Origin of the sequence: Mesorhizobium sp. L48C026A00 (assembly GCF_000502375.1) — a bacterium.
Taxonomy (GTDB): domain Bacteria; phylum Pseudomonadota; class Alphaproteobacteria; order Rhizobiales; family Rhizobiaceae; genus Mesorhizobium; species Mesorhizobium muleiense.
This window is the reverse complement of sequence record NZ_AYWU01000002.1, coordinates 295319-302500: the sequence shown is the minus strand read 5'-3', so window position 1 is coordinate 302500 and position 7182 is coordinate 295319. Positions and strand designations below refer to the sequence as shown.

The 7182-nt window shown below is 64.0% G+C and carries 4 protein-coding genes and 1 pseudogene (1 of these 5 running past the window's edge); 1 reads left to right on the top strand and 4 read right to left on the bottom strand.

The features are described from left to right. On the top strand, positions 1-616 hold the 3' end of the coding sequence (locus X738_RS48545) for a M23 family metallopeptidase (protein ID WP_023797309.1). Its footprint begins 1346 nt before the window's first position; only the last 616 of its 1962 coding nucleotides appear in the window; the start codon falls outside the window, past its left edge; the stop codon is at positions 614-616. Positions 617-636: 20 nt separating this feature from the next. Here the strand turns inward: X738_RS48545 and X738_RS48540 are convergent, their stop codons facing one another. The 4 genes and pseudogenes from X738_RS48540 to clpB all read right to left on the bottom strand — a co-directional run bounded on the left by X738_RS48540 (position 637) and on the right by clpB (position 7071). Further along, positions 637-2187, bottom strand: coding sequence for an MFS transporter (locus X738_RS48540; RefSeq protein ID WP_023797308.1), 1551 nt, complete (start codon positions 2185-2187; stop codon positions 637-639). A gap of 137 nt (positions 2188-2324) precedes the next feature. Further along, positions 2325-3803 (bottom strand): L,D-transpeptidase family protein, encoded by a 1479-nt coding sequence (locus tag X738_RS48535; RefSeq protein WP_023797307.1) that lies wholly within the window; start codon positions 3801-3803, stop codon positions 2325-2327. Positions 3804-4055: 252 nt separating this feature from the next. Next, a pseudogene (locus tag X738_RS48530) lies at positions 4056-4420 on the bottom strand (MmcQ/YjbR family DNA-binding protein). 44 nt (positions 4421-4464) lie between these two features. After that, positions 4465-7071, bottom strand: a complete 2607-nt coding sequence (gene clpB, locus X738_RS48525; protein WP_023797306.1) for an ATP-dependent chaperone ClpB — start codon at positions 7069-7071, stop codon at positions 4465-4467. Positions 7072-7182 lie beyond the last annotated feature (111 nt).

Sequence of the window (7182 nt, the reverse complement as noted above, 5' to 3'; positions counted from 1 at the left end):
GGCGAGCTTCGGCGGCACGACGCGTAATTTCTACCGGTTCCAGATGCAGGACGGCAGCACCGACTATTTCGACGAGGACGGCCGCAGCGCCCAGCAATTCCTGCTGCGCAATCCCCTGCCCGCAGGAAAATTCCGCTCCGGCTTCGGTGCCCGCAGGCATCCGATCCTCGGCTATGTGCGCTTGCATACCGGCGTCGATTGGTCAGCCGCCATCGGCACGCCGATCATCGCCGCCGGCAACGGTGTCGTCGAGAAGGCCGGCTGGGCCGGCGGCTATGGCAAACAGATCATCCTCCGTCACGCCAATGGCTACGAGACCTCCTACAATCACCAGAGCGCATTTGCCAAAGGCATCGCGCCGGGCGTGCGCGTCCGCCAAGGCCAGACCATCGGCTTTCTCGGCCAGACCGGCCTCGCCACCGGTCCGCATCTCCACTACGAGCTGATCGTCAACGGCACCAAGGTCGACCCGATGCGCGTTCGCCTGCCGGTCGGCAAGGTGCTGAAGGGCGACGACCTCGTTGCCTTCAAGCGCGAGCGCGGGCGCATCGATGATCTGCTCAAGCAGGAAGACAATGATTCGCTGAAGGTCGCGAGCGCCAAGATCGAAGGCTGAGCCGAGTTGGGCCTGGCTGCTCAGCGCTGCGGAGCCTCGGATCCACGCGGCCATGGCAGTCGCTCGCCGGAAACAGTTGTCCACGCCACGATCGCCGAGAGCAGGCAAAGCAGCGCGGTCACCAAGGCGACTGCTGCGAACGCTGCGTCGCTGGCGGCAAGCCTTGCTGCATCGACATCCGGCGCCGGTTCGCCGAAACCCGGAATGCCGGATGCGGCACCGCTGTTCAGCACGGCTGCATAGACCCAGGCCGCCAGTGACCCCATCGCCGCCACTGCGATCAGGCCGCCAATGCGCGAGACGGCATTGTTGATTCCCGAGGCAGCACCGGTATCCTTGTCCTCGACCGCCGTCATCACCGCCGTCGACAGCGGCGACACCACCAGCGCCATGCCGAGCCCCATCAGCGCCATCAGCGGAAACACGCCCCACCAAAAACTGTGGATGCCGGCATAGGCCAGCAAGGCAAGCCCGGCAAAGGCGACAGCGACGACGAGACTGCCGCTGGCGATCGGAAAACGCGGACCGATCCGGTCGGACCACTGGCCGACCGGCCCCGACAACAGCGCGATCAAGACCGACAGCGGCAGGAAGATGAAGCCGACCTCGGCGGCGCTCAGCCCCCATCCGGCGATGAGCAGCATCGGCAGATAGAACAGGTTGGCCGACAGTGCGAAATAGAGGAAGAAGGTCGCCACATTGGCGCCGGCGAAGGCGCCGACCCGAAACAGCGAGAGATCGATCATCGGTTCGCGCTGGCGGCGCTCGAAGACAATGAACACGATGAGCAGCACCGCGCCGGCGGCAATGCTCGGGCCGGACATTTGCCCCTCGCCCTCTGCGCTCATCGAAGTCAAGCCGTAGGCAAGCGCTCCGAACGCCAAGGTGGCGAGTGCAGCCCCGCCGAGATCGAGGCTGCGCTTTTCGGTCGGTGCGTCGGCCGGGACCTTGGCGAGCAGAAGATAGATCGAGACAAGACCAAGCGGCAGATTGACCGCGAAGATCACCCGCCAGATGCCGTCGCCGAAGGCCGACAAGACAACGCCGCCCAGCACCGGGCCAAGCGCCGTCGTCAGCGCCGAGGCTGCCGCCCAGATGCCGATCGCCCTGCCGCGCTCCTTCTTCGGATAGGCCTTGGCGATAATGGCGAGGCTGCCTGGCACCATGATGGCAGCACCGATGCCCTGAATGGCGCGAAACGCAATGAGCATTGGTGGATTCGGCGCCACCGCGCAGGCAAGCGAGGCGGCAATGAACAGCGCGATGCCTGCCACGAAAGCATGCCGCAGGCCAAAACGGTCGCCGGCGGCGCCGCCAACAAGGATGAGTGCCGAAAGCGTCAGCGCATAGGCGTTTGAAATCCACTGTGCCTCGGCGAAACTGGCGCCAAGATCGACGCGGATCGCCGGCGTGGCGATGGCCAGGATCGAGCCGTCGATGAAGCCAAGCGCAGAAGCCAGGATCGCCGCGATCAGCACGAACCTGCGGCGCGATTGCGGGCAGAACGTATCGGCCGGCAGCGGCCTGACCAGGGGGACGGCTTCGGCGCCCACTTCGCTTGGAGAACGCATGAAGCCTGCTTAGACCTCCTATGCGCCGGCAACAACCGGCCAGAGGGTTGCTGTCGTTGAAACCAGAACAGGATCACGTCGCCCAAAGAGCCTGCTCCCGGGTTGACCCAGGACTGCGCGATGATTTGGGATAGGCCTCAGTCGATGAATTCCACCGTGACGCCCGGCGACACGATTTTTGCCAGTTCGCGCGCGTCCCAATTGGTCAGCCGCACGCAGCCATGACTTTCGGTCTTGCCGATCTTGGAGGGGTCGGGTGTGCCGTGAATGCCGTAGGTCGGCTTGTCCAGCGCAATCCAGACCGAGCCGACGGGGCCGTTCGGGCCCGGCGGGATGGTCAGGATCTTGTTGTTTTCGCCCTGCTTGAAATTGATGTTCGGATTGTAGGTGTAGTTCGGGTCGAGAGCGACCCGCGACACCGCATGCGTGCCGGTGGGTGAAGGCGTGTCAGCCGAGCCGATGGTGGCTGGATAGGCCGCGATCAGCTTGCCCGACGCGTCATAGGCGCGGGCCTGCTTTTTGCCCTTGTCGGCGATGATGCGTGCCACCGGCGTGGCCACCAGCCTGCCGAAATTGGCGACCTTGATGATCGTGCCGGGACGGTTGAAATTGGCTTCCGGATTGAGCGCCTTCAGATAGTTCTCGTCCATGTGGAACCGCTCGGCCAGCGCTTCGGTGACTGAGGTATAGCTCAGCCGTTCGAGTTGCGCCTTCTGGCCGTAGTCCTCCGGCACCGATGCGACATAGGGGCCGGCAGCATCCTCGGGCGTGATGCTGTAGGAGGCGAAGGCATCGCCGCCGGACTGCTCAAGCGCCGCCTGGATGCCGACCACATCGGTCGACCGCAGATTGCTGCCGGTGATCTCGTTGTAGGCGGCGAGCGCCTTGTCGACATTCGAGCCGAAGCGTCCGTCGACGACGCCGGGCGAAGCGCCGGCGCGGTCGAGCAGCACTTGCAGCGCCGCGACCTCCTGGCGTGCACCGAGTGAAAGCGACGGATCGACGACAATCTTCCCGTCGATCTTTGGCGGCAGTGCCGCCTGGTCGCCCGGCGCCGTCGGTTCGACCGGTCCGATCGCAGCCTCGTTGAGCGGCTGGCGCTTGACGGTGCGCGGCCTTACCGGCTGCGGCGCTTCCGGATAATTGTTGCCATAGTTGCCGCCATCCAGCGGTGCTTCGGGAAAAGCGTCCACCGGATCGCCGTAGAGATCATATTCCTCGACCGGCGGTACGACGATCAGGCCCTCCTCTTCCAATTGCCTGCGGCGCAAGCGCGCCGTGTCCTCCGGATCGTCGAGATAATAGCGGTCGTCCTCGACCGGTCCGAGATTGCGCAAGCCCTCGCGGCGGAGTGCGCGGCGATCGAACCTGGTCTGCGGCGGCTGGATGGCGAGCACCTTGCCGGTTTCCGTATCGACGATGACGCGGTTTCCTCTGGCGTCGTAGTAGACGTCGAAATCGCCGTTCTGGGCGACCAGCACAGCATGGCTATCCGCGGCTCGGGCATCCGCGGCGCGGGCAGATCGCGGCGCGATGTCCTGCGTCGGCGCGGCCATTACACTCGAAGAAAGCAGCCCGGCGGCGAACGCCGAAAGGGTGAAGATCGTGCGGAACATGCTGGCCAAATTCTCCGGTCCGTAATTGCCGCCGCCCGGCGTTGTCTCTTTAGAGCGCCGCGCGTCCCTTCGGACGCGCAGGGACGCTCTAACACTTAAAAAACTCCGCATCATGCTTTCCGAAAATCCAATTCGATTTTCGGGCCTTTGCGGCAGGCGAACCCTTCGCCAGCAAATCAGTTGCCAACCATAAGGTTCCAACATGAACCGGGCATGAAGATGGCGGATTTCTGGCGGCCTGGAGCAAGAACACTAGCTGGCGGCGAATCCCAATTCCTTGCGCGCCTGCTTCGTCAGCTTGAGCACGACAAGGCGGTGGCTTTCGCGCAGATAGTCTTTTAGCGCGTCATCGTCCATGCTTTGGCTTGTCTGGCGCTGGATCCATTTCATGCCGCGTGAGGCAGATAGGGCGCGGGCCGAAGGCCCGGCTGTTCCTTCAAGATGTCATAAGCGATGTCGGAGCATTTGAAGGTGACGAACGGCTCCTTGCCATCGCTCCAACCGCCGATCGCAAAGACCTTGGCTCCGACTTTCCAGACATGAGCACCGCCCCACTGGACGACATGGGTCGCCGACGGCAGCGAGGCGCAGAAGCTGTTGTAGTCGTCCAACGTCATCTGCGCCCCCGTTTAATTTTTTGATTATGCGGCGGCCTCGAAAATCAGGCCGCCGCCTCGGTCGCTACGATCGTCGGCTTCGACCGGAAGTTCAACCGGTCGGAACCAGCGGTGACCTTGACGGTCGAACTGTCGAGGATGTCGCCGAGCAGGATCTTCTCCGCCAGCGGATCCTGCAGTTCCTTCTGCATCACCCGCTTCAACGGTCGCGCGCCATAGGCCGGATCGTAGCCCTTGGCGGCCAGCCAATCGATCGCCTCCTGATCCAGCGAAAGCGTGATCTTGCGATCGACGAGCAGGCTTTCCAGCCGCTTGAGCTGGATCTCGACGATGCGGCCCATATCCTGGCGGCGCAGCCGGTGGAACAGGATCACCTCGTCGACGCGGTTGAGGAACTCCGGCCGGAACGACGCCCTGACGACTCCCATCACCTCGTCGCGGACGACATCGACGTCCTGGCTCTCGCCGAGACTGACCAGATATTCGGCGCCGAGGTTCGACGTCATGATGATCAGCGTGTTGCGGAAATCGACCGTGCGGCCCTGACCGTCGGTCAGGCGGCCGTCATCGAGCACCTGCAGCAGCACGTTGAACACGTCCGGATGCGCTTTCTCGATCTCGTCGAACAGCACGACCTGGTAGGGGCGGCGCCGCACCGCTTCAGTCAGCGCGCCGCCCTCCTCATAGCCGACATAGCCGGGAGGCGCGCCGATCAGCCGGGCGACCGAGTGCTTCTCCATGAACTCCGACATGTCGATGCGCACCATGGCGCTCTCGTCGTCGAACAGGAAGCTGGCAAGCGCCTTGGTCAGTTCGGTCTTGCCGACGCCCGTCGGTCCGAGGAACATGAACGAACCGATCGGCCGGTTCGGATCCTGCAGGCCGGCGCGGGCACGGCGAACGGCTTTCGACACAGCCTGCACCGCCTCGCCCTGGCCGACGACACGCTTGCCGATTTCGTCTTCCATGCGCAGCAGCTTGTCACGCTCGCCTTGCAGCATCTTGTCGACCGGAATGCCGGTCCAGCGCGACACGATGTGGGCGACGTGATCGGGGGTGACCACCTCTTCGACCATGCCGACCTTGCCGTCTTGCGCCTCGGCCTGTGTCAGCTTCTTTTCGAGCTCCGGAATCTTGCCATAGGCAAGCTCGCCGGCGCGCTGGAATTCACCTTTGCGCTGGGCGATGGCGAGCTCGTTGCGCGCCTCGTCGAGCTGTTTCTTCAGGTCGGCTGCGAGCCCGAGCTTCTGCTTCTCGGCCTGCCACTTCGAGGTCAGTTCGGTCGATTCCTCTTCCAGGGCGGAAAGATCCTTTTCGAGCCGGGCGAGCCGGTCCTTCGACGCGTCGTCCTTCTCGACCTTCAGCGCCTCACGCTCGATCTTGAGCTGCATGATGCGGCGGTCGATCTCGTCCAGCGCTTCGGGCTTCGAATCGACCTGCATCCGCAGCCGCGACGCGGCCTCGTCGACAAGGTCGATCGCCTTGTCCGGAAGGAAGCGGTCGGCGATGTAGCGGTTGGACAGCGACGCTGCCGCGACCAGCGCCGAATCCGAAATGCGCACCTTGTGGTGCTGCTCGTATTTCTCCTTCAGGCCGCGCAGGATGGAGACCGTGTCTTCCACCGTCGGCTCATTGACGAACACCGGCTGGAAGCGGCGGGCAAGGGCGGCATCCTTCTCGACATGCTTGCGGTATTCGTTGAGCGTCGTGGCCCCGACGCAGTGGAGTTCGCCGCGTGCCAACGCCGGTTTCAACAGGTTCGACGCATCCATGGCGCCATCCGCCTTGCCGGCGCCGACCAGCGTGTGCATCTCATCGATGAACAGGATGATGCCGCCGGCCGCAGCGGTGACTTCCGAAAGAACCGCCTTCAGCCGCTCCTCGAATTCGCCGCGATATTTGGCGCCGGCGATCAGCGATCCCATATCGAGCGCCATCAACTGCTTGTCCTTGAGCGATTCCGGCACGTCGCCATTGACGATCCGCAACGCCAGCCCTTCGGCGATCGCCGTCTTGCCGACGCCGGGTTCACCGATCAGCACCGGATTGTTCTTGGTGCGGCGCGACAGCACCTGGATGGTGCGGCGGATCTCGTCGTCGCGGCCGATGACCGGGTCGAGCTTGCCGGCGCGACCGTCGGCGGTGAGATCGCGCGCGTACTTCTTAAGCGCATCATAGCCCTGCTCGGCGCTCGCCGAATCGGCCGTGCGACCCTTGCGGACGTCGTTGATCACCTGGTTCAGCGCCTGTGGCGTCACGCCGGCCTTGGTCAGGATGTCGGCGGTCTTGGCGGATTTCTCGACCGCCAGCGCCGTCAGCAGCCGCTCGACCGTGACGAAGCTGTCGCCGGCCTTCTTTGCCAGTTCCTCGGCGGTCGAGAACACCTTGGCCAGCGGTTGCGCCAGATAGAGCTGGCCGTTGCCGCCTTCCACCTTGGGCATCGCCTCAAGTGCCGTCTCGACGCCCAGCTTGACGTCGCGGACGCTGCCGCCGGCGCGCTCGATCAACGACGCTGCCAGGCCCTCGTCGTCGTCGACGAGCACTTTCAATATATGTTCGGGGGTGAATTGCTGGTGGTTGCGCGAGAGCGCCAGAGTCTGCGCCGACTGGATGAAGCCGCGCACGCGCTCGGAATATTTTTCAAGGTTCATATCTGTCTCCTTCCGTCACCGGCCCGCTTTGCGGCACCGGATCAGATTGCGGTGACGGACCCGCCCGTTCGAGCCGGGTCCTGTTCACGCGAGATATGGGGCGCAATCCAC